The sequence below is a fragment of the Anaerospora hongkongensis genome, from assembly GCF_004339805.1.
GTDB lineage: Bacteria > Bacillota > Negativicutes > Sporomusales > DSM-15969 > Anaerospora > Anaerospora hongkongensis.
Genome location: NZ_SLUI01000005.1, coordinates 153,536 through 174,369, shown reverse-complemented (window position 1 = coordinate 174,369; position 20,834 = coordinate 153,536). Strand labels below are relative to the sequence as shown.

At 40.9% G+C, this 20,834-nt stretch carries 20 protein-coding genes; 10 read left to right on the top strand and 10 right to left on the bottom strand.

What is annotated here, in order from left to right; translation table 11 throughout:
* Positions 1-9: 9 nt before the first annotated feature.
* On the bottom strand, positions 10-951 hold the full coding sequence (locus EV210_RS08935; RefSeq protein ID WP_132078759.1) for an NAD(P)-dependent oxidoreductase: 942 nt from the start codon (positions 949-951) through the stop codon (positions 10-12).
* A gap of 147 nt (positions 952-1,098) precedes the next feature.
* Between EV210_RS08935 and EV210_RS08930 the strand changes: the two genes are divergently transcribed.
* Positions 1,099-1,983 carry a LysR family transcriptional regulator gene (locus EV210_RS08930; protein WP_132078756.1) on the top strand — a complete coding sequence of 295 codons (885 nt, stop codon included), beginning with the start codon at positions 1,099-1,101 and terminating at the stop codon, positions 1,981-1,983.
* An 81-nt stretch (positions 1,984-2,064) separates the two neighbouring features.
* On the opposite strand, the gene EV210_RS08925 is transcribed toward EV210_RS08930, so the two are convergent.
* Positions 2,065-2,619, bottom strand: coding sequence for a TetR/AcrR family transcriptional regulator (locus tag EV210_RS08925; protein WP_132078753.1), 555 nt, complete (start codon positions 2,617-2,619; stop codon positions 2,065-2,067).
* A 175-nt stretch (positions 2,620-2,794) separates the two neighbouring features.
* On the opposite strand from EV210_RS08925, the gene EV210_RS08920 reads away from it, so the two are divergent.
* Positions 2,795-3,592 carry a nitroreductase family protein gene (locus EV210_RS08920; protein ID WP_132078750.1) on the top strand — a complete coding sequence of 266 codons (798 nt, stop codon included), beginning with the start codon at positions 2,795-2,797 and terminating at the stop codon, positions 3,590-3,592.
* A gap of 59 nt (positions 3,593-3,651) precedes the next feature.
* On the opposite strand, the gene EV210_RS08915 is transcribed toward EV210_RS08920, so the two are convergent.
* A complete protein-coding gene (locus EV210_RS08915; protein WP_132078747.1) occupies positions 3,652-3,885 on the bottom strand; it encodes a hypothetical protein in 234 nt (77 codons plus the stop codon).
* Between the two features lie 284 nt (positions 3,886-4,169).
* Between EV210_RS08915 and EV210_RS08910 the strand changes: the two genes are divergently transcribed.
* Complete coding sequence (locus EV210_RS08910; RefSeq protein WP_132078744.1) at positions 4,170-5,018, top strand: hypothetical protein; 849 nt, start codon at positions 4,170-4,172, stop codon at positions 5,016-5,018.
* A 123-nt stretch (positions 5,019-5,141) separates the two neighbouring features.
* On the opposite strand, the gene EV210_RS08905 is transcribed toward EV210_RS08910, so the two are convergent.
* The 3 genes from EV210_RS08905 to EV210_RS08895 are packed head-to-tail and all read right to left on the bottom strand — an operon-like array spanning position 5,142 to position 9,908.
* Positions 5,142-6,041 (bottom strand): GGDEF domain-containing response regulator, encoded by a 900-nt coding sequence (locus tag EV210_RS08905; protein WP_132078741.1) that lies wholly within the window; start codon positions 6,039-6,041, stop codon positions 5,142-5,144.
* A gap of 38 nt (positions 6,042-6,079) precedes the next feature.
* A complete protein-coding gene (locus tag EV210_RS08900) occupies positions 6,080-7,003 on the bottom strand; it encodes a hypothetical protein (RefSeq protein WP_132078738.1) in 924 nt (307 codons plus the stop codon).
* A gap of 4 nt (positions 7,004-7,007) precedes the next feature.
* Entirely contained in the window at positions 7,008-9,908 is a 2,901-nt protein-coding gene (locus EV210_RS08895; RefSeq protein WP_165898841.1) for an ATP-binding protein, read from the bottom strand.
* A 523-nt stretch (positions 9,909-10,431) separates the two neighbouring features.
* Here EV210_RS08895 and EV210_RS08890 point away from each other — a divergent pair.
* The 3 genes from EV210_RS08890 (at position 10,432) to EV210_RS08880 (ending at position 13,675) form a co-directional block, all read left to right on the top strand.
* Positions 10,432-12,147: a methyl-accepting chemotaxis protein gene (locus EV210_RS08890; protein ID WP_132078732.1), complete on the top strand. Its 1,716-nt coding sequence runs from the start codon at positions 10,432-10,434 to the stop codon at positions 12,145-12,147.
* 269 nt (positions 12,148-12,416) lie between these two features.
* On the top strand, positions 12,417-12,932 hold the full coding sequence (locus EV210_RS08885; protein ID WP_132078729.1) for a GNAT family N-acetyltransferase: 516 nt from the start codon (positions 12,417-12,419) through the stop codon (positions 12,930-12,932).
* Positions 12,933-13,162: 230 nt separating this feature from the next.
* The gene (locus EV210_RS08880; protein WP_132078726.1) at positions 13,163-13,675 is read left to right on the top strand and encodes a GNAT family N-acetyltransferase; all 513 of its coding nucleotides are present in this window, start codon (positions 13,163-13,165) and stop codon (positions 13,673-13,675) included.
* Positions 13,676-13,793: 118 nt separating this feature from the next.
* Here the strand turns inward: EV210_RS08880 and catA are convergent, their stop codons facing one another.
* Positions 13,794-14,447: a type A chloramphenicol O-acetyltransferase gene (gene catA / locus EV210_RS08875; protein ID WP_132078723.1), complete on the bottom strand. Its 654-nt coding sequence runs from the start codon at positions 14,445-14,447 to the stop codon at positions 13,794-13,796.
* 406 nt (positions 14,448-14,853) lie between these two features.
* On the opposite strand from catA, the gene EV210_RS08870 reads away from it, so the two are divergent.
* The gene (locus EV210_RS08870; protein ID WP_132078720.1) at positions 14,854-15,633 is read left to right on the top strand and encodes a DUF5986 family protein; all 780 of its coding nucleotides are present in this window, start codon (positions 14,854-14,856) and stop codon (positions 15,631-15,633) included.
* Between the two features lie 26 nt (positions 15,634-15,659).
* On the top strand, positions 15,660-16,826 hold the full coding sequence (locus EV210_RS08865) for a helix-turn-helix domain-containing protein (protein WP_132078717.1): 1,167 nt from the start codon (positions 15,660-15,662) through the stop codon (positions 16,824-16,826).
* 463 nt (positions 16,827-17,289) lie between these two features.
* On the opposite strand, the gene EV210_RS08860 is transcribed toward EV210_RS08865, so the two are convergent.
* Entirely contained in the window at positions 17,290-18,360 is a 1,071-nt protein-coding gene (locus EV210_RS08860) for a hypothetical protein (protein ID WP_132078714.1), read from the bottom strand.
* A gap of 211 nt (positions 18,361-18,571) precedes the next feature.
* On the opposite strand from EV210_RS08860, the gene EV210_RS08855 reads away from it, so the two are divergent.
* Together EV210_RS08855 and EV210_RS08850 are read left to right on the top strand one after the other, a co-directional pair.
* On the top strand, positions 18,572-19,414 hold the full coding sequence (locus EV210_RS08855) for an AbiJ-NTD4 domain-containing protein (protein WP_132078711.1): 843 nt from the start codon (positions 18,572-18,574) through the stop codon (positions 19,412-19,414).
* A gap of 39 nt (positions 19,415-19,453) precedes the next feature.
* Positions 19,454-19,870, top strand: a complete 417-nt coding sequence (locus EV210_RS08850; RefSeq protein WP_132078708.1) for a hypothetical protein — start codon at positions 19,454-19,456, stop codon at positions 19,868-19,870.
* 192 nt (positions 19,871-20,062) lie between these two features.
* Here EV210_RS08850 and EV210_RS08845 read toward each other — a convergent pair whose 3' ends face one another.
* Both EV210_RS08845 and EV210_RS08840 read right to left on the bottom strand, forming a co-directional pair.
* On the bottom strand, positions 20,063-20,287 hold the full coding sequence (locus EV210_RS08845) for a helix-turn-helix domain-containing protein (protein WP_132078705.1): 225 nt from the start codon (positions 20,285-20,287) through the stop codon (positions 20,063-20,065).
* A gap of 124 nt (positions 20,288-20,411) precedes the next feature.
* Positions 20,412-20,636 (bottom strand): helix-turn-helix domain-containing protein, encoded by a 225-nt coding sequence (locus EV210_RS08840; RefSeq protein ID WP_132078702.1) that lies wholly within the window; start codon positions 20,634-20,636, stop codon positions 20,412-20,414.
* Positions 20,637-20,834: the final 198 nt, after the last annotated feature.

Genomic DNA, 20,834 nt, shown 5'->3' with positions numbered 1-20,834 from the left:
CCCAAACGATTATACTTGATTCAGTTTGCTTACAGGCTCTTTACCATTTCCTACCCGTTTACTATTATTCACAAAGAAATCATATCTTTTTTTATGCAATTTGAGACCGTCAGGCATGCCAGCCGTATGGGGAGTAAGGATCACATTTCTCAAATTCCGGAGCTCACTGTCAACTGGAAGCGGTTCAACTTCAAATACATCCAGGCATGCGCCGGCAATGTCGCCAGTTTTTAAGGCAGCAATCAAGTCGCTTTCGTTGACAATCCCACCACGGGCTGTATTGATAAACAGGCTGGTAGGCTTCATTTTTTGGAATACCGCTTTGTTGATTAACTGCTTGGTTTGCTGATTCAGCGGTATATGGACACTTACGATGTCTGAGGTGCTGATAAGCGTATCGAAATCCGTCATTTGCACAAAACCGTCAGCTTGTACAGCGGTTCTGGCATAAGCCAGCACCTCCATATCAAAGACCCGGCAAAACTCCGCTACTTTTTTACCAATGGCACCAAAACCGATAATCCCAATCGTTTTGCCCGCTAATTCGCTCCCGGTATAGTTCAATTGATGTTGATCGATTTTGTTTTTCATGAAAGCATCAAGAAACGGGATGTTTTTATGATAAGACAGGATCAGTGCCATAACATGCTCGGCCACTGCCTGGGCATTGACTCCGGCAGCATTGGCTGCCCAAATGCCGAGCTTGGTGCAGGCAGCGATATCGACATTATCATAGCCTGCACCCGTCTGTACCAATTTTAACTTTGCTGCTTTGGAAAGCAGGCTGTGGTCTACCTTAACATGTTCAGGGATGAGTACCTGACAGTCTTCGATATGCTGCAGCATTTCTTCACCGGGCGGGACGATCACAATGTCCCAGTCTTCCGGGAAATACCTTGCAATAGTTGCTTTTGAGGTCTCAGTAAAATAGCCGACGATGAGAATCTTCATTACTAAACCGCCTTTCCTGCTATGCTGCGAAAAATACATTTGACCATTGTCTCTAGTAATGATAATTTTAAACATAGAGAATAATGTTGTAAAACTCAAATATTTTGCAAACTATATTAAGTATTTCTATATTTTGTGAGGTGTCCAATGTATTTTCCTGGGATTGAGGCGTTCTTGGCTATCGTACGGACCGAGAGTTTAAGTAAGGCGGCCGAATTGCTGCACTTGTCACAAGCTACTGTAAGCTACCGGCTAAAGACTCTAGAGCAGGAAATGGGTGGCCTGTTGGTGGAGCGGAGAAAAGGGGCAGCCAAAATCCGTCTGACACCGAAAGGGGAGAACTTTTTCAGTATTGCGGAAAGATGGGATGCTCTCTGGCGGGAAACCCAAATCTTACAGGCCAGTGGTGCTCAGTTGAGCCTGGCAATCAGCGCTGCCGAAAGTATTAGTCACTTTGTTTTGCCCCCTATCTATGACTTGCTAAATCAGCATACCCCGCCGATCCGGCTGCAAATTCGTACGCAGCATACGCAGGAAGCCTTTGATAGTATTGAGCGGCGCGAGATGGATGTGGCGTTTGTAGTGCGAGAGATCGTGTCGCCGAGCGTCACGGTTAAACCTTTTTTTGCGGAAGAAATGGTGCTGCTGCGTCTGGCTGGGCCGGGGCGGCAAGCTGGTGCTGCTGTTGAGATGGGAGAATTGGACGCGCAGCACGAAGTCTTCATCAATTGGAACAGAGAGTTTCAATTCAGGCATGACCAGTGGTGGGACCCGCTGTGCCCTTCCCGTGTTCACCTGGATACGGCGGGACTGATTACTACTTTTTTTAAGGATGCACGACAATGGACGATCGTCCCCGCCTCTATTGGCGCACATATGCTGCGGATGGGAGATTTTGTCCTTCAGAAATTACCGGCCCCGGTGCCGCCAAGGATATGCTATAAAGTAACTCACAAGTTTCCCAATCAGGCTTTGCAGGAACCGCTGCGTATTCTCGATAACTATTTGCAAGATGTATTTGGCAGGCAATGATCTGGCTGACGGGGCCTTGTTGTGAACCGCGAATTGTCTGGCTTTGTCGGGCAGTAAGCGGTTTTTTGCTGTTTTTAATACCTATGCACGCCTATTTTGATATCGCTCCATCAGTGACAATAATTGTTCTGCCATATATTCTGCTGGATAGGGCATGGAATGGGTAACCCACCATTCGACGACACCGATGGCTGCCGAAGCAAAGTACTGGACCATAATTTCTTGATTCACATCTTTAGCGAGACCGCTCAGAGCAAGCTGTTCTTCAACACTTTTCACCATCAAAGCATGTAAGCGGTTTCTAAAAGCAGTGGCACTTTTACTGGTTAGCATTTTTGAATAGAATAAAGCATGCTGCTCTAAATAGGTAAAGGTTTTCCAGAGCGAATCTTTACCGGAATTAGTGCTATCATTTCCTCTTGGCTGACAGTTTTCGAATAGTTTATTTAAGTGGTTCTCGATGCATTGATTTAATAAGTCAAATATGTCTATATAATGAGAATATACCGTTCCCCGGTTTACATTTGCCCGTTCGGCAATTTCGTTAATCGTAATTTTCTCAAAGTCTTTTTCCAGCATCAGCTTAGTAAAAGCATCCATAATGGCTTGCCGGGATTTTTCAATACGCCTGTCCATAAGAATTTTTCTCCTTAGTATGGTATAAATGAACACTTTGGACTGTTTTGTTTATTAAGCAACAGTTTAGGCTGTTTTACTCATTGATTTCAGGTAACAGCGTTGCTACTATTGTAATAAACAAACGTTCAAAACTCAACATCTGTTGGTTATTTTTATTGAGGAGATGACGACAATGAGCTTGATAACGGTTAACGAAAACTGTATTCAGTGTGGGCTTTGTATCGAAGAATGTCCGGTGTACGTACTAAAGATGGGAGAAAAAGGGCCGGAAGAAGCGGTGGGTGCCAATTGCAATGGCTGTGGGCATTGTGTTGCTATCTGTCCTACGTCTGCAATCGATAACGCAAAAGCCCCGCTGGCACTTCAAGTGGATGCACATGAGTTCCCTAAGCTAAATCCGCAGCAGGCAGAGCATTTTTTACGGTCTCGTCGTTCCATAAGAAACTATCAGAATAAGCCTGTCCCACGAGAACTTCTAGCAAAATTAGTGAATATAGCCAGGCTAGCGCCTACGGCAGCTAATAGCCAAGGTATATCCTATGTTGTAGTAGAGAATAAACAACTGATTGAAAAAGCTGCAGAAATCACAATTCAGATAGCAGAGAATTCCCCTGTACGTCATTTAATAGAAGCAGCGATTGTAGGTTATCGGGAACAAGGACTTGATTCCGTTTTCCGCGGCGCGCCCCATGTAATTATCGCTATTGCCGACAAGAATTCTCCGTTCGCTAGAAATAACGCCATATCATGTTTAACCTATCTGGAGCTATTTGCCCCTTCATTGGGACTGGGAACCTGTTGGGCGGGAATCTTTGAGCATTTCGCAGCTATGGAAAACTCACCGCTGCCTAATTTGTTCAATATTGCAGAAGACAAAATGATAGTTGGCGCAGTGATGGTTGGTTATCCTAAGTATAGCTATAAGAGATTAGTAGATCGGCAGCCATTAGATGCTGCATATATAAATTAACGTGCCCTGATAGCGGGTATAAAAAGAAGAAACGCCTTTACACTAGGCGTTTCTTCTCTTTAGTTATATCGGACTTCTGTTTTTTCGGGTAATACGCAATGCTCCTGTTGGCATAAGAGATACTTGTTTTTGTACTCTGCGGTTTTTACGCAGCGGTGGCAGATGTAGTCGGTCAAGTAAAGGTGCCTTTTATCAAAAGTGGTGTTAGCAGCTCTTGCTTGAGCGATATTGATTTCATAAAGATCGGCGCATTGGGGGTGCTTGCACATGGCGCATGCAACTATCTCTTTCACTGTAATACCTCTTTCTTTGGCACGAATTAGCCTTTTTGAAAAAAAGCAAGGGTATTACTTGTATATGAAGCAAGGTAAGGGATTAGAACCTTTGAGGCGTGCTTTTGATAGTTAGGCAGCGTGGTATTAAAAAACAAGTGAGTCCATTCAGTATGTTCTAATAATTGGCAGGAACTTTGCAGTTCGTGGTAAATTATTACTAAATCAACTTTGGAATAAGTATTTATGCTGGAGGAAAATTGGTATAAAGACGCTATCTAAATTTTGAAGGAGGGTTGGCCCTTTTGGCTATGAAAAAGATATTGGCTGGATTAATGTTAGGCTGCTTATTGGTGGCTGGTGCAGCTACCTCGGAGGCAGCTATGACCTACGAACAGGCCTTAAAATACCAAGGCCTAAATAGTGAGGAAGTATTTATTTCTAATGATAAGGTAAAGGATGCGTATGGTCAGAAGAACATCAAGCGTTATTTTAGCCTCTTAAACAAAAATGGTTTGGCACACTCGGGTAATACTATCTTGGGTGTAGGCGATTATACTTTCATAAATTTATTGATAAATTACGGTATTGCCAATATGAATGAAGAGCCGTTTGCTTACATTCGCTGGATTGCTCATTTGGCAGGTGCACCTGATAGGGGATATGAGCCTAAAACTATGAATATTGCTTTTAGTGATGGCTTTATTAAAACCTTTAACCTCCAGGGATGGGAGTACAGAGGACAAATTATTAATGGTATGTTTGCTAACTCGTGGGCCCACCTTTATGACGGACGTGTACGATTAAATGATTTTGACTTGTACGAGTTATCGCAGCATGGTCAGATAGTAGCTATTTCCATGGATGGTGGTAATGGTGGTATTAAGCACTTTTTCTATTCTGGGGATAAGGATATTAATAGTAAGGCTAGGCTGAATAGAGGGATTTACCATGCTATGAAAATACTGCAGGTAGATGAGCAAGCGGTAATTGCCAAGAAGGCAGAACGGGATAGGCTGGCCGAAGAGGAGCGTCTGGCTAAGATGAGAGCAGAAATCGAAAAGGAAATAAAGGCAGAGGCTGAGCGAGAGGCTATGAAGAAAGCCATCCAGGCCGAAATAGCGGCTAAGGAAAAAGCAAAACAGGGAAATTGAACGAGTCTCACTTTTTTGTATCACTAGTGGCGAAAAATAACTAAGTACTACAAAATTAAATATAAAAAAGCAGTCAGCATACTCAATAAGTAGTGTGCTGACTGCTTTTTTATTTTTCATCTGCTACAGCATAGCGAGCTTGTAAACCTGATTGCGGCCTTGGCGCTTCGCCTTATAGAGTGCATCATCGGCATGATGGATTAAGGTGTCGGCAAGATAGGATTCGCCATTTTGCGAGGTTACACCGATGCTGACCGTAACAAACAGTTTGAGGTCAGCGGAGATAATCGGATCCTGCGTAAAGGCATTCTGGATCTGGCTGCAGATGAGAGTGGCGTCGGCAAGTTTCGTATTAGGGAAAAGCAGAATAAATTCATCACCGCCATAACGTCCGATCAAATCATAGGAAGATAGGGCATGAAAAATGCGCGTAACCACTTCCTTCAATACCAGATCACCAACAAGATGACCGTGTGTGTCATTAATTTGTTTAAAGTGATCAATATCCAGCATGGCGATCGACAGCGGTGATTGACTGCGTGTGGCCCGTTTGATTTCTTCATCGAGACGTTCTAAGGCAGCGCGGCGGTTAAGCGCATTGGTGAGGGGATCCCAGTGCAGCAGCTTCAGGAGATCACGCTGCATTTGGACAATGCGTACGCCAACGTTCAGGCGCATACGCAATTCATTGCGATTGAACGGGCGGGTAATATAATCGTCAGCTCCGGCCAGAAAGCCTTCGCTGATTTCACCGTCTTTGTCCTTACTGGTAACCAAAATAATATAACGATACTTTTGTGATTGCGAGCGTTCAAGAGCAATACGCTTACAAACCTCAAGTCCGTTGAGCTTTGGCATAACCCAGTCGAGCAAAACGATTTGCGGAGCATCTTCACGTTTTAATATGTTGCAGGCTTCTTCCCCATCCTGAGCTTCAATACTATCCATGCCCATTTCCGCAACCATGCTTTTTAGCAGGCGGCGATTGACGGCTTTATCATCAGCAATTAAAATACGTGTCACGATAAAACTCCTTTCGGTGCTAGGAAGTAAGGCCGCTGTTAAAATAAGTGGGTATACTCAAGCTCGGTTTTTCGGATCGGAATATTGCTTGTGATCGTTTCGGCGCGAGTATATTTTAACGCAATGCGATTAGCAGGATTCAGTGCCTGGATGGCAGTGAGCTGGAAGCCACAAATGCCATTATCGTAACCACCCAGAGTGGAGTTTCCTTCGGGTACGGAATTGTCAGCCAGCCGCCCTGCAACCAACTTTAAGGCCTGATAATTTGTAGGCTGATAATTAACACCGACAAGCAGAGCCTGATTGGCAGTCGATGCCGAAGAATGCACAAATTCGGCAAGCCATTCCCCTTTACCGGCAGGTGAATTAATACTAAATCCTATGAAATTATCAGCTTCTTTTGGCAAATTCGGCATATGGAGGAAACTTGCTAATAAGCGGGTATCGCCTACGTAGTGGGCCCACTCTGCGCCGTAAAAGCTGCGGGCTTGTGAATCAGCAAACAGCCGGGAATCAAGCCGACCGCTGACAAGATGATACCGATCAGAACCGCTGGTGCCGCGGATGTCAATGCCGCGAAACATGCCCTCGCCCAGATTCGAGCTATTATCAAACATGGCGCCATAAGCACCCAAATACGTTTCCTGGCTGCCGATAGTAATCGTTTGAGTAGCGCCTTTCCAAGTGAAGCCGTATTGATCAATGGCGGTTCTGTCAGGATCGATGGGTTTACCGCTATAGGATTGATGACCTAAGCGTAAGAATAGTGAGGTTTGTGCAGATAATGGCGACCTTACTGTAAGGCGCAGGGTTCTTTCCATAAACTCCGGGTCGGGAATGCCAGCAGTTTTATATTTACGTGATTCGTATTTTGCCGTCGCTTCTCCTTCCATGACGAGCTGCTGCGCATGGGCAAAATTTTGTAGAGAAAAGAAGAAAATAATAAGAAGAAGATAGGTCACACTGTTACTCCTTTGTATGCGTAGTGCATGCGATGATTTCTTGCAATACCGTTAGTTCTTGCTCTAATTCGCCCACTATCCGTAATAGAAGGCTGATATCCTGAGGCTCTGATAAACTTTCTGCATACTTGGCTAACTCATAGGTGTGGTTGGCGCCGATTGTCGCCGCGATACTTTTGATGCCGTGTATCTCATCAAAAAAGCGCAGGCTGTCCTTCAACTCCAGTGCTTGTCTGAGGTTTTGCAGACTGCGAGCCATGTCTTGCAAAAAGTCAGTGGTCAGCTCTGCTGCTAAGTCGGTACGCTGGTCTACAGCTTGCAGCAGCTGTTTGTAATCCAGGGAGAGATACTGGTTTTCCAGTATGGAGGATGGAGCTGCAGCAGCGCTGGCTGTTTGGGCATCACCTAATTGTGCTTCAATCGCCTGGTAAAGCTGAGCTTTGTGGAAGGGTTTGGGAATATAGTCATTCATACCGGCCAGTAAGCACTTGTTTTGATCGGCCGGCAGGATATGCGCCGTCATGGCAATGATGGGAATAGCAGGGTTTAGCACCTGCGATTGACCGCTGCGGATCGCCCTGGTTACATCCAGACCGCTGACACCAGGCATTTGAACATCCATTAGTACGGCATCATAGTGGACAGCAGCCAAGGCAGTGAGCGCCTCTGCACCGCTGGCCGCGGTTGTCGCCTGGTAGCCGCCTTTGTGCAGGACAGCAACCGTTAATTTCCGGTTTATTTCATGGTCGTCTACGACCAGAATATGAAACTTATTGGTGGACAGCTTCGCGCTTGGCGGGGAGGAAAAATCCGTCAGAACATTGGCGGTTACCACCGAATCGTGCGGCTTCGTTAAGGTGGTGGTAAACCAGAAAGTAGAGCCTTTGTCGGGCGAACTGACAACACCAATATCTCCGCCCATTAGGTGAACTAATTTTTGGGAAATGGCGAGTCCCAGGCCTGTTCCGCCATAATGGCGTGAAATGGAGGAGTCGGCTTGCGTGAAGGAAGAAAACAACTGACGCTGCTGCTCGGGGCTGATGCCAATACCCGAATCGGTCACGCTAATGCGCAGCGTCAGGGTAGTGCTGGTTTGGGCGTCAACGGTTACATCGACGGACACCGCACCCCGCTGGGTGAATTTGATGCCGTTGCCAATCAAGTTTAAGAGGATCTGCCGTAAGCGATAGGGATCGCCAATGAGCCATTGACTGGCATCTTGGGCTACGTTCCAAGTAAGCTGGAGCCCCTTCTTCTTGCTTTGGGGGATTAAAATAGTAGTGGCATCGCGAATGACGCTCGCAATTTGCAGAGGGAGCGCTTCTAAATAGGTTTTTTCAGCCTCCAGTTTGGAATAATCCAAAATATTGTTAATGAGCGACAGCAGCATTTGTGCTGAGGAATGAATTAACTCCAGCTTTTCCCGTACTTCTGAGGCTAATTTTGTATCCAGCAAGTATTCAGAAATGCCGATAATACCATTCATCGGCGTCCGTAATTCATGAGTCATGACTGCAAGGAATTCACTCTTCGCACGATTGGCATCTTCGGCGGCGGTCTTGGCTTCACTTAGCTGCTGAGTCTGTTCACTGACCATTTGTTCCAGCTGGGTACGATGCTTAATTAATTCATTCTCCTTCATTTCTAATTCGTGAGAGTATACGAGCAGTTTACTGTGGGTGCGGGCAAAACGCTGCATCAACAGGAAGATGAGCGTTAGCATGAACAGCAACATGCCGATATGTACCACTTTGAAGGGCAGCAATCGAAAGTGGATACTGCCAACAACGTCGAGGAAAGCGGCAATGAAAAACAGCCCAAACCCGAAAGCAAACAAACGAACATCCTGATTTTTTTGCCGAAGCTGTTGTGCGGTTACGTAAAACAGACCGGCAAGGGTGATGAGCTCTAAGTAGTTAAAATAAGGGACTGTGCGAATGAGCGGATAGAGAGAAAGCTGGTCAGCCAGGATAGCCCCGCTCAAGAAAAGTACATTGATCAGCCAAAGAATGCGGAGGAGGTTTTCTCGCCCGGCATTAAGTAAGCTGGCGAGAAAGGCTACTATCCACAACGGTAAGCTATACAGCGATAGTAAGTCTAGGTAGGTCCAGAACAAAGGCTGCGGCAATAGGAGCAGCTTAATCTTCGTCTGCGTTAGTGTGTACAGGCCCATCGCAATAGCAAAGAGGCTGAAATACAGGTATTCTGCCAGCTTTCGCCCCCAGAAGTACGTGGCGAGGTATAAGACGCCAGCAAGCAGGAAGAAAAAGGCACAAAAGGCGGCAAAGAGATCCTTTTGTAATATCTGTAATTTCAGTGCTTGTCCATTAGTCAATAAGGGTTTGCCGATAAGACCAATCGTTGCATCTTCCGAATAAATTCGTAAAAATAAAGTCTGACCGCTCCACTCAGGATGTAACGGCAGTAAGTGCCAGCTCCAACCTAAAAACCGGCGTTCGTCGACTTGATCTAAATTACCAAAGGTATAAATTCTTTCTCCCTGCACATAGGCTTCAAAAAGCTGGTCAATACCTGGGAGGTAGAGGGAATCGGATACCGAAGTAACAGTGGGTAACGATATCGCAAGCCAAACAAAATGATCGTCACCGACTAAAAACGGTTGTTGAAAACTAAGCTGCGGCAGCCAGCTGGATGCTCCGCCCGGTGGTTCGGTCAGCCAAGACAGGGTGCCATCTGGATTTCTGGGGCTGTCTCCCCAGCGGTAATACCAGTTTGTCGTCAATTCGCTTTGATTCGTCTCAATAGCAGGGAGTAAGGAAGGTTCCTCCTGCAGATCCCAAGAGGGGATATCGATGGAAAAAAGAAAAAAGCAGATGGCAATAATCGCTAAGATTGCCGGCAGGCGAACATTGCGTTCAATACAAAGAAAGGAAGGAAAATGCACGGTGATACTCCTCCAACAGGAAATCGCAAAAAATAACAATAACTATGTCATATTCTGTATAAAAAAGGAAAAAACCTTTTATGTTTACTGACTATCAACTACTATTTATTTTCGTATGTGAAATAATGATTTGGTTACAACCACTAAAAGAAGGATACGAACGCATTGCGTAATTCGTATCCTTCTTTTTGGTTTCATGAAGAGAACGACCAAATGCTTACCATGTACTTCGCAGACCTATCGTATGTAAGCCTCATATACCACAACTATACTCCAGGTAAGACTATTGTCCTACAGGCTTTAGTATGATAAATAGTAGGAATGAAAAAAATGTCGAAAAATTAGATATTTTGTTGAAGGAATTGTTAAATCCAGATAGAACAGAAAGGAAGAAATAGGAAGGCCCCTGCTTCTGGGGCCTTCCTTATTTTTGTTAACGACATACAAAGGAGTGTGTATACGTTGTCGTAAGTTCAGCAGTTATAAACAGCATGCTTTGGAAAGATTGAGGAGGAGAGTTACGATGAATTGGCTTTCGAATGCTAAGATGGTCTATAAGTTAGGTGTGCTGGTTCTTATCGCGCTAGTAGCTTTAGGCGCGGTAGGATATACGGGGTATTATTATTTGCACCAAGCGAATAAATCGATGGACAACCTGTATGACAACAGGCTGATTCCTGTCAAACTGTTAAATGATACCCGTGCGAATGCAAATGCAACTGACGGAGCTGTATTGGAATTGATGCTCGCAACTGATGCGAAAAAGAACCAAGAATTAACAAATGAAATAGCTTCCCTTTCGAAAAAAAACAATGAGAATCTAGCCATAATTGAAAAGTTACCGTTAGATGCAAAAGCGACAGAGTTGTTAGGAAAAGTAAAAGCTGCGCAGCAAAATAATCGTGAAACCAGAATTCAGGTTTTAGACTTAGCAAATCAAAATAAAAACATGGAAGCCTATGCGCTTTATACGAATAAGTTAAGTTTGCTAACCATCGAATATACCGACAACTTACGCAATCTTGCCGACTATTTTACCAAGCTGTCGGAACAAGCAAATGCAGACAATGATAGAATGTTCGAGAGTGCTACGAACATATCAATTGGAAGTATCCTGGTTGCATTTTTTGTATTGGGGTTGAGCGGATGGCTAATTACCCAATCGATAACAAAACCCTTGCAGTTCATGGTGCAAGCATGTGAAAGCTTGGCGGCAGGCGATTTCAGAGAGGGGCAGCAAAAACTGTCCAGAACTGATGAAATCGGCCAATTGGCGGATGCTCTAGCTAAAATGCGAAGCAGTATGCAGATTCTTTTGAAGAAAATCACTGAATCGGCAGAACAGGTTGCGGCTTCCAGCGAGGAACTTACTGCCAGTGCGGAGCAGTCCGCCCAAGCTACCACCCAAGTGGCAGCCACAATTAGTGAAGTCGCAGAAGGAACAGAAAAACAAGCAAAAGCTGTTGACGATACTTCTGCTATTGTAGAGCAGATGTCTGCAGGGATTCAACAAGTTGCTGCAAATGCAAATGAAGTCTCAAGTGTGACGGATAAAACGACGAGCGCAGCTAATGAGGGTGGTAAGGCAGTAGATGCTGCCATAAGCCAGATGGTGAGTATTGAGCAATCTGTCTCCAGTTCCGCGGAGGTAGTTACAAAGCTCGGAGAGCGTTCCAAGGAGATTGGGCAAATTGTTGTTACGATTTCGGGCATTGCAGGTCAGACCAATCTGCTGGCACTGAATGCAGCTATCGAGGCAGCCCGTGCAGGCGAACAGGGTAGAGGCTTTGCCGTAGTAGCGGAAGAAGTGCGCAAGCTTGCTGAGCAGTCGCAAGAGGCTGCTAAACAAATTGCCAACCTTATTTCAGAGATTCAGTCGGAGACGGATAATGCTGTCGTTGCGATGAACGAGGGAGCTCGTGAAGTCAAAGTCGGGGCCGATGTCGTGAACAATGCTGGAAAAGCATTTAAGGAGATCGTTTCTCTGATAAGTGAGGTTTCGACGCAAATCAGGGAAATCTCGGCGGCTATTCAGCAGATGGCGTCTGGTAGTCAGCAGATTGTCGCTGCGGTACGGGACATTGACCGAATCAGCAAGGATGCTGCGGGGCAGACACAGACTGTCTCGGCTGCTACTGAGGAACAGTCAGCTTCCATGGAAGAAATAGCGGCAGCGAGCCAGGCGCTGGCAAAAATGGCAGAAGACCTGCAAAGTGCTGTTAGAAAGTTTAGGGTCTAGTGAGGCGCTAAGGGCATACTCATTGCCCTTGTCTGCACACTGGTAATGGCGAAAGCAACTAGTAATACAAAGTAAATATGAAAAATGGCTAGTCTCTGCAGAATGTTTTATAGTTTGCAGGAACTAGCCTATTTTTATGGTATTTTTTATTATTACGTGTGTCTAATTAAACTTTATAATCGAAGGAACCGTCCCCGCAATTCAGCATTTTAAATCCAATTCTCGGAAGAAACACACATAATTTAGGCGAATAAATTGGAGGGGTAATTTTGGACGTAGTTTTTGAATCTAAAAGATTGCTGTTCCGAAAAATTGTTAAGAGTGACTTTCAGAATCTATGCTCAGTTTTACAGGACAAGGAAGTTATGTACGCATGGGAGCACGCATTTACCGACGAAGAAGTGAATAGTTGGATTGATAAAAATTTAGAACGGTACAGCAATGAGGGATATTCATATTTTGCTGTCATAGAGAAAGATACAGATCACTTTATTGGCGTTATCGGACCTTTGATCGAACAAACAGAAGATGGCGAACAGATTGGAATTGGCTATATTTTAAATAAACGGTATTGGGGAAAAGGATACGCTGTAGAGGGAGCAAGGGCGTCGCTAGATTATGCTTTTCAATATTTAAAAGCAGACAGGGTAATTGCTCACATCAGGCCTAGCAACTTGCCTTCCAGAAAAGTTGCGGAAAAGCTTGGCATGGCAATCGAAGGCGAATACATAAAGCATTACAAAGGCAAGGAAATGTTACATTTAATTTATAGCCGTGGGAAATAAATAGATGCTTTTGATTACCCCAATTTAAATTTGATGTCGATACCCAGTGATCGGGGTTGTACATACGATTCAGTATACTTTAGCGTAGGTCTGGGGTCAGGCTTGAGTTATTTAGGCAATTGACTTTTCTACACGCTGTAATAAGTCAATTTTAGTATAAGTCAAGCCTGACCCCAGCTCCCCCCCCCAGGGATGTTGGACTAAGCTTATTTGATGGGCTGGTGCTTGATATGCTTGTAAAGTTGGTTAAGCCAACATTGTTTATGGAAAGAGAATATTATAATTTCTCGGAAGAATGGGCGAGAAATGGTGAAGAAATCATTCCATATTCGGCAAGGCTCTTAGAGGATAGCTATATAGTATGGCTTGAGAATATATATAAATTTGAAAACAAAGAGTCTTGCCCTGCTGATTTTGTTCCTGCACATACATACTTCTTAATCGCTGATGAAAAGATATTGGGAGCAATAAATATCAGACAGTGCTTAAATGAATATCTATATAATTTTGGTGGACATATTGGATATGGTATTAGACCCTCTGAAAGAAGAAAGGGCTATGCAACTTTAATGCTGTCATTGGCTCTTCCAATTGCAAATGGTTTGGGGATTCCTAATGCGCTGATAACTTGCGATAAATGTAATAAGGCATCTGCGAAAACAATAATAAATAATGGTGGTGTGTTGGAAAACGAAGTTGCGCAAAACGGTAAAATTATTCAGAGATATTGGATCAAATTATGAAAGATTACGGAGCTCGTCCTATCTTGCAACATTTCACCGCTCATAATATAAAAAAGCAGTCAGCATACTCAATAAGTAGTATGCTGACTGCTTTTATTACGATTAAAGGATGACTTGTTTACTTCAGCCACTTCTCCGGCATGGAAGCAAGCTGCTGAAGATGATTCATAAATTGTGCTGCATGATAACCATCTGCTACAGCATGATGAACTTGTAAACATACCGGCAATTGTAAGGTATTGCCCTGTTCAAAGTATTTGCCGATGGTCACGATAGGCAGCAGAAACTGGTTGTCGTTAGATAGATTTAGGCTAAAGCCAGTAAAGCTCGTCCAGGGAATGCAGGAGATCGGGACGCAATTAGGTGGGCAATCCGGTTTCGGAAAAAGGTCCTTGTTATTGGCGTACTTCTCAATATCAGCCTGGATGTTTTGATAAAACGCATTAAAATCATCCGTATACTCTGTCCAAAGGCTCGAAAAGGTATGGGTATCCTGATGAAATACCGTATAAGATGGATTCATCGTTTCCCAATATCCCAATTCCTGATCATCGTTGAAGCATGTCCGGAGTTCCTGTTGCATGTTGACTACAGTAGTTACCATATAGAGCAAGACGGGATAAAGCTTTAATGATCGTGTTTTTACCGCTGGCACTAATGCCGTGCTATCTATATTGGAAGTGATGCTAAAGCCGCATTTTACATTCTTTAAATAATGCTCAAAATGCTGCTTACGGTTCCAGTTTTCCATATCAATTTTGTTAAAATTCATTTTTAACCTCCTAAAAATAAATGAAGTGTTTTTTAGGAGGTTACTTCTCTGCCTTTTTCATGTTCTCACCTTATTATATAATATTTTAGTATGATGAAAATAGATAAGTAGGTTTATAGACCTTTAGCCACTAGGGACACGACAATAGGTTTCTTGTGCCTCTCTATTTTTAACTTAGGACAAATAACCCTTGTCCCTTGTGTCACGTTGAAAAATGCTAAAACCTACCTTTGGTAGTAGCAATCTATGTTAAACAGTAATTATAGGGATTTAATAGAGTTTATGTTCCGTATTTTAGATTAACACGCTTGGTTTTTACGATGTGGCGATATTATGGAGTTATACTTGACGTTTTTTAAAAAAAGTCCTATACTTAAGAAAGGAAATTTTTGGAGGTATCGGAATCATGATTCCAACTGAAAAAATGATTAGAGCGGATGAAAGACTTATAGAAAATGTTTGTGATGCTATTATGAGTGCAATCGGAGATGACATTAGGGGCGATCTTAAATCACAAAGATTAATTGTCCAAAATAGTACGCCAACAAGAATTTTGGATCATATGTATAGCAATGTTTGCAGAAAATTTATTGACTACGAAATTGTTGCTCGTCCGACACGACGGGGATCATGGCAATTAGTGCCGATTTTTGAGCGTAAGACAGGTTTTCTATATGTAATAATGAGAGAAAATAGATTGAAAACCTTGAAAAAACAGTCAGTACAAAGAAAAACACCTCACTATACAGAGGCTCTTGCACGATCTTTGAATAGAGAGTTGATTGCAAAACAATCTCAAGTTCAATTGTTAGAAGTCGAGGATAGTAAGTTTGAAAATGAAGAATATATTAAAAAAATTGTCTTTAAGATTTTTGAGGATTTAGGACTACCAGACAATATTGTAAAAAGACACGCCTTAATATTATTTAATGATGTGAATGGAGTTTTGCTATCTTTACGGTGCTGTGTAGTCGATAGTAATCTTAATATGGTTGAAGAAGCAAATTGGAATGAATACATCAAAGTAAATGAAAGTATAGTCGCTGAAGACGTTGAAGATGAAACTTCTAAATTTAACGATCCTACAAGTGGGTTGAAGTATAAGCAAAAGGCAAAAGACAAAATCAATCAAAAGAGTATACCGAAAGAAAAGGATAAAGAGGAAACGAAAAAAGATTTACAATGACCTTTTTGTGAGCACTGGAGGAAAAAATGGATACTAATTTACAGCAGTTTAATGGAGAACGACTTAAAGCGGCCAGAATTTATAGAGGATTAACTGTGGCAGAACTTGCTGGAAAACTTGATCTGCAACGGCAGACAGTCTCTATGTATGAGAATGATAAAATTAGGAATCCAGAGTATTCTACAATTAAAGACATGAGTAATGCACTTGGATTTCCAATTAAATTTTTCTTACAAGAAAGTGATATGAATACTAAAGTAGGGTCAACCTACTTTAGGGCATTATTGACGACAAATAAAAAATATAGAAATCAGCAAGTTCAAAAGATGAACTTTTTAACTACTGTGTATTTATTTTTGAGTGAGTATATCGAATTTCCAACTCTTAATTTGCCAATCATACAGGGTGAAATAGATCCTGAGAAGGCAGCAGAGCAACTTAGAATTCATTGGAAATTAGGCGATAAACCAATAGAGAATATTATTTACCTGGTAGAGAAAAATGGGATATTAGTATCACGCTTTGATAGTGAAACAAATGATATTGATGCGTTTAGTCAAATGCTAGATATAAATGGTGAGTCTGTATTTTTGATTGGTTATTCTAAGAATAAGGGAACAGCAGCTAGAATCCATTTTGATATTGCGCATGAATTGGGGCATATACTGATGCATGAGTGGAGCGAAGATATAGAAACATTATCAAAAGAAGAATTTAAGGAAAGAGAGAATCAGGCGCATTCGTTTGCATCTGCTTTTTTGCTTCCGAAAGAAACTTTTAGTAGAGACGTCGGAGTATATGCGAACAATCTTTCCTATTACGTTGAGTTAAAAAAGAAATGGAAAGTTTCAATATCTGCAATGATACGAAGAGCTTATACATTAAAGCTAATTGACTACCATACCTATCAAAATTTAATGCGAAAAATGCAAAAAGAAGGAATAAAGAAATATGAACCTTTGGACGATGTTTTAGTTACAGCAACACCATCATTATTGAAGACGTCAGTTCAGATGTTAGTAAATGATGGAGTGTTAACGTCCAAGGAACTTTTAAACGAACTGGCGGATGACTTTTATCTTAGTTTAGAATCTGCAGAAATTGAAGATCTTTTAGATTTGCCAAAAGACTTTCTAAAAGTTAGTAACGTAATTCCAATCCATAGCTTGAGAGTGAAAAAGGGACTTTCGTAGATATATTGATTGCTAATAGGATTATTGTAATGAAATAAGGGCAATGATGCCCTTATTTTGCACCGCTTGCCCGATAAGGAGAACCGTGCACTAGTAATGAATTGATTACAGCGGAAACATGGAGAATAGTCCTGGTAGGAAATATTGAGCTTGTATATGAGTGGCGGTTCAAGCCCTCCCAAGCGCACTAACTATATACAAAAATGGCAAGACTTCAGGGAAATTCTGAGCCTTGCCGTTTTTGTGCTAGAGTAGCCTAAATGAAATAGATACCCTGTCTCAGTATTCGAAACTGCCGGCCTTGAGTCGGATTTTATTGCTGACTGACTTTAGTGGCCAGTGGACTGCAAACGAATTTACGAAACTATCTTGACGGTGCTTATTGCTGGATTATTGGTACTGTTGCAGGCGAGTATTTGCTAGTAAAGTAATTGCTTAAACATCGCGAAACCGGGGGCTAGTTTCAGCTAAAATATTTTGTATATAATATGTTAGATGCTATTCCTGTAATTATGCTAGATGCTACAGCAAAGAAAAAGGACAACCATCTTTTTTTAAGTTTTATAATTTTTATTTCTTTACTTTTGTAGGATTCTTTTGTTAGTAAAATGAAACTAGGGTATTTATAATTTATAGTTGTTGTAATCCATATAGGAAAAAATATAGAAAACGTTAGAATAAATGCAACAAAAAAACTAGTTGATTCATTTATGTTCTTTCCAGTGATTAAAAAGGTAATTAGATAATCAACTTTATTGTGAACAGAGGCTAGTCCTTCATGACCTGTCTCTTTAACAAATTCCGTAAATTGCATTAAGAGTGTATTAGTGCGACTAGAAGTTGCAGCAAAAAGCGTATACATGCTAGTTAGAAGAAAAGTGAGGCCAATAATTGTTGCAATCTTAGAGTCATGTTTTCTAATGAATTTTTTATAATCAGGCTCGGTTTTTATAATCGAAGCAAAATAATTATTTAGCAGTGCTTCAATATCTGCGCCCCATGTTCTAGCTGTATGTTCAACCCGATAGGATATCATCCCGCTGCTTGAATGATTGCGAAAAATAGTAGTTTCACCATCATAAAAAGGAATGCTACGCCCAGAAGATGTCATGGAAACTTGTATACGTTGTTTTTCAGGTACGTCCTTATCCTGAAATCTTACTAAAAAGTCCCACTTTAAATGTATTGATTCTGATATTACTGGGCGTAACTCGTTATATGTCAAAAATTCTTGAATTGAATTTAATTCTACATATGAATTATCATTGTATACAATTTTTGATGTAAATTGGATTAGAATTCCTTCATTTTGTTGTGTAATTCTTTGAACTATTAGTTCATTTAACTGGTTTACATCTTCTTTTTCGATTTCGTACGGCTCATCTAAAATTCTTCCAATAGATTGAGGACTTCCTAACAGACTTTTAATAAAATCTTTAAATTGATACTGTTCAAAAGGAAGTACCATAAAACCCGCTTCGGTAGATTCTGTAGCCGTAGCTGCAGCTGGAGATATTTCAATTGTATTATTCACATTTATAACCTCCAATTAATTTAACGATGTTATAATTATTCAATCAATTTGAAGTAAGTCCTCCAAATAATACTGGACAGAAAGCACCGTCTTACCTTAATTGGTAGGGCAGTGCTTTTTTCATTTAAAATATCTTTCTATTTAAATACAGAAGGAGTACTTAGTCCTTTGATGAATTAGTACGATATTTGGCAATTATAGGGGGATTAGAATGTTTTCAAAAAGAAATGGTTACACACCAGTTAAGGGGATTTTACAAATAGATGGTATTGATGAAGATCTACGTGTTGCTTTATGGAATGCTCTCACAGTGTTCTACTGGGATGATATAGGATGGTTAAAGCGTACCAATTCTCTACGAGAGACTAGCATTAATCCCAAAATATCATTATTTAAATTGATGTGGCATAACTATTTTAAAAATCCAATAGATACACTATCTTATGATTGGAATAAAACTTATCAGTACATTAGAGAATATTTCTTTTCTTGTAAATGGTATGAAATTTATGACTTCATTGAATTTATGGCTAGCTATGATAATAATGAATCTTTCATGTCTTTCTGTAACACTTTACTTGAGAAAGAAATGTCAGGATATCGTTTTGTAGAGGGCAAAATTATTAAAATAACAGATCAGGAAGAAATTCAATCAATAGAACAAGCATTGCAATCACCAAGCAAGTTTAATGCAACAACAATTCATTTAAAAGCATCAATAAAATTATTATCTGATAGAAAAAATCCTGATTATCGAAATTCAATTAAAGAATCTATAAGTGCAGTTGAAGCTGCTTGCATAATTATAGCTGAAGACCCAAAAGCTACATTGGGAAAAGCATTAAAAATTATAGAAGCTAAGCCTAATATTGAGCTTCATTCTTCTCTTAAAGGCGCTTTTGATAAACTCTATGGTTATACTAGCGATGCAGAGGGAATTAGGCACGCATTACTAGATGCGCCTAATATAAAATTTGAAGATGCAAAATTTATGCTTGTTTCATGTACTGCTTTTGTTAACTATCTCGTTGATAAAACAAAAGAAACTGCATAATGAATAAAAACATAGATTAATAAAAAGTAGGTGTTGCAAATGGATATAGCAAATCTTATTTTGGCGTTTTTAGCAGCGATATTTAGTGCATGGGCATTATATTTTATGTATTTTATTGATGTTCCTAAAATAATAATCCTAGCTGGCGAGAGAGCTGGAACACATACTACAAATGGAATAGTAATAGAAGCGGGGTATCAATTCTTTATTGTAAACAATGGAAGAAAGGCATTAACAATAGATAAGTTTATTGTTATATTTGAAAACGGTCAAAGAAGTCCTAAACTTACTAAAGATAGAATTGAAGACAATGATAAAATCATAGGGACAACAAAACTTGAACAACCTTCTAAAATAATTGAAGCTTATCTTATAGATACTCATGGGAAACGTCATACAATGAGTAAAGTAGAAATTGATAAAGCGAATATCCAAATTGAAAATTGTTTTAAGTAAAAACGGATCTTAAATTGACCAATATAAGTGTCTCATTGTTTGCATAATATGTTTTTAAGTAACCTTATCCAGAAAGTCTGAGGGAAACATATCAATCTGATTTAACGTAAAGATGCTAACTGACTGTAATATTTATTTAGAGCAAACAGCTAATAAAAAAATGCTAAAGTCACCGACTTTAAGCATTTTTTATTATTTATTGGAATTGTCAGCGCGTCCAGCTAAATAATCAAGCGATACATTAAAATAATCTGCTAAAGCTGTAGCGACATCAAGGGGCGGCAGACGATCGCCTAATTCCCAGCGACTAACAGTTTGCTTTGAAACGTTAAACTCTTTGCCGAGTTGTTCGACAGTTAGATGCTTAGTCTGACGTAGAGTTCTAAGCCTTTCGCCAAATAGTTTTTGTGAAAACATAAAAAAAACTCCTTGACAGTCACCACAAAGGTGACTAAAATTAAAAGTGAACATGTCACCTTTGTGGTGACTATGGTTAGTAAATAGGCTCTATTTATTCTTATGTTAGTTTAGAAAGATTTAATTAGCTTCGTTTAGGGTTATCAGTGAGGCCTAAGAGCCAATCAGTTGACACGTCATAAAAGTTAGCCATTTTAATAAGTGTTTCAATGCTTATCGCTCTTCGACCATGCTCTAATGAGCCGACAGCACTTGCTGTAATGCCGACCGCTAGAGCCACATCCTTTAATTTTAAATTGCGGTTTTCACGCAAATATGTAAGACGCTCTGCTAAGATTGATAAAATCATATAAACCAATTCCTTTAAAGTAGTTGACTTTGTGCTAATGGCACAATATAATTGGAATATAAATACGTGCTATTAGCACAAAAATATACTTATTAACTAGACAAATGAAAATTCGAGAAGAGGTGAAATATTAAGCAAAGACCACAATACAAGCTATGCAAAGGAGTTGAGGTTATAAGGCAGTTGCAGACAGCAACA